The following is a 2,543-nucleotide window of genomic DNA, read 5'->3' as shown; positions in this document are numbered from 1 at the left end:
CGCCGACGGATGGCGTCGTCGTCGCCGCGCAGGAACTCCAGCGCCTCGGACACTGCGGGGTGCGACAGCTGCGAACCCTGGACCACCGCCTCGGTTATCAGATAGCGGATGGGAGCCGCCTTGCCAGGCGACAGATCATCAAGGATGGCCCGTACTTCGGGTCGGTTCAGACGACCTCACCGAATCCGCGGACGCGGTCGCGGGCCACGCCTACATGGGACATCTCACCGACGATCAGAAAGCCGTCGCCGTCATCATGAAGCGGTGCCTGCAGCGCATCGGCCGCACCGCGCCCTGAACGCGTATCAGAGCTGGTGGCAAGCGGCAGGGCTGGTCATCGACGCGATGTGCCTCTGATCACTTGTCCCGTCGCCCAGGGTGCAAGCCGGGCGGTGGTCGATGCGGCGACGGACCTCGTGGATGCCGAAGTGGTAGTCGATGCGCTGGGTGGCCTCGGCTCAGTCCTCCATCGAGCGGACCGCTGACAGGGCCTCCACGACGAACGGGTTGCTCTATCGTCTGGACGCGCTCCCGCAGCGTGCCGGCGTCCTCAGTGAGGAGACTGCCAACGGTGCCCTCATAGATGGACGGTGGTCCGCGGCCAGGCGTCGCCCAAGGGAGCGACGACGTCTCCAATGGCGGTGGCCGGTTGCCGTTCCGGGTTGTACGCACGTATTTGGCACGATCGACGGTTGCGTCGCCCGCGGCGTGGAGGCGGTCGTAGTGGGTTGTCGCTGCGTGGATGACGCGGAACTGGGGGTTTACCTGGGGAAACGTCTTCAAGATCATCCCCCGCATGTCCCCTGAGGTTTTTCCAACCTGATCGCGCTGGTCAGCAGGGACGACGCCGGGACCGGTCGACATGAGAAGAGGCTCCCGGTAAGACAGCAGTCGACCAAGATCCGATGCCTCTACCGGAGAGCCTCGTTGCTGTCTTATCGTGCCGCGATTCCGCTGTCCAATCGCACCTTGATCCGTCTGGCCGAGCTGATCCGTGCCCGGCGTGCCAAGCGGCGCTGCCGGTGGCGGCGCCTGGGCCCATCCCGGCAAGCCCTGCTCGTACTCGCCCACCTGCGCAACGGCGACACCTACGCCCGCCTGGCCGCGGGCTTCGCCATCGGCACCAGCACCGCCTGGCGCTACGTCCGCGAGGCGGCCGACCTTCTCGCCGTGCTCGCCGACGATGTCCACGCCGCCGTCTTACGCGCCGGCCGGCTGGCCTACGCCATCCTGGACGGCACTCTTATCCCGATCGACCGGCTGGCCGACGAACGCCCGTACTACTCCGGTAAACATCGACGCCACGGCGTGAACGTGCAGGTCCTGGCCGATTCAGCAGGCCGGCTGGTCTGGGCCTCGCCGGCGTTGCCCGGTGCCACGCACGACCTGACCGCGGCACGCGCCACCGGCCTGATCGACGTGCTGACCATGGCCGGGGTGAAGACCTTCGCCGACAAGGGATATCAAGGCGCGGGCGGCAGCATCCGCACGCCATTCAAGGGCCATCGGCTGCGGCCGCCACTGTCACGCCATCAGCGCTCGGTCAACCGCGCACACGCCCGCATCCGCGCCTGCGGGGAACGCGCCGTCGCCACCTTGAAGACCTGGAAGGTCCTGTCCCGGCTGCGTTGCTGCCCGAACCGCGCCACCACGATCGTGCAGGCCATCCTCGTCCTGCAGCTCATGGAAGAAGGCCGCTACTCAGGATGAAAAGGGCTCCCTGATCATGGTCGTACGGCTGCGTACGGGCACTGTCCGCTGCCTATCGAGGGTGGTGAAACAAAAGACCTGCGGCTGTGAAGCCGCAGGTCAGGGCCGTATATGACGAACTAGGTAGTGAGTGCCCCCGGCAGTGTGTTGGTTCAGGACATAGGAAACCCATGTCGCAGGACATAGGAAACTCTCGCCGGGTGTCTCAGGTCATGGGAAACCGGATCAGCGATCATGATCAGGGAGAGTGTCGAAAGCCAGACTGATCATCACCGCGGTCGTCGTCGAGGGCCGTTCCCAGGCCGAGGCTGCGCGCACCTACGGCGTCTCCAAGGGCTGGGTGTCGAAGCTGATCGCCCGCTACCGCGCCGCCGGGGAGACGGCCTTCGAACCGCGCTCCCGGCGCCCGAAGACGTCCCCGGCCGCCATCGACGCCGACACCGTCGAGCTGATCGTCCGGCTGCGCAAGGAACTCACCGACCGCGGCCTGGACGCCGGCCCGGACACCATCGCCTGGCACCTGGCACACCACCACGCCCGCACCATCTCCCGCGCCACCGTCCACCGCACCCTCACCCGCCACGGCCTCATCGAGCCCGAACCGAAGAAACGGCCACGATCGTCCTACATCCGCTTCCAGGCCGACGCCCCGAACGAAACCTGGCAAGCCGACTTCACCCACTACCGGCTCACCGACGGCACCGACACCGAGATCCTGTCCTGGATCGACGACCACTCCCGCTACGCCCTGCACGTCAGCGCCCACCACCGCATCACCGGACCGATCGTCCGCGACACCTTCCGCGCCGCCATCGCCCGCCACGGCATACCCG

The 2,543-nt window shown here is 67.1% G+C and carries 2 protein-coding genes; both read left to right on the top strand.

Annotation, left to right across the window (positions count from 1 at the left end; genetic code table 11):
* Window positions 1-927: 927 nt before the first annotated feature.
* Window positions 928-1,710, top strand: coding sequence for a transposase family protein (locus AB0K28_RS51640; protein WP_364386050.1), 783 nt, complete (start codon window positions 928-930; stop codon window positions 1,708-1,710).
* Between the two features lie 247 nt (window positions 1,711-1,957).
* Window positions 1,958-2,543: helix-turn-helix domain-containing protein (locus tag AB0K28_RS51635; protein WP_364386047.1), on the top strand; the 586-nt coding region annotated here is incomplete at its 3' end.

It is taken from the genome of Nonomuraea sp. NPDC049504 (assembly GCF_040676845.1).
GTDB classification, from domain to species: domain Bacteria; phylum Actinomycetota; class Actinomycetes; order Streptosporangiales; family Streptosporangiaceae; genus Nonomuraea; species Nonomuraea salmonea.
Note: the sequence above shows the minus strand (reverse complement) of the source record. Positions and strands in the feature narration are given on the sequence as shown.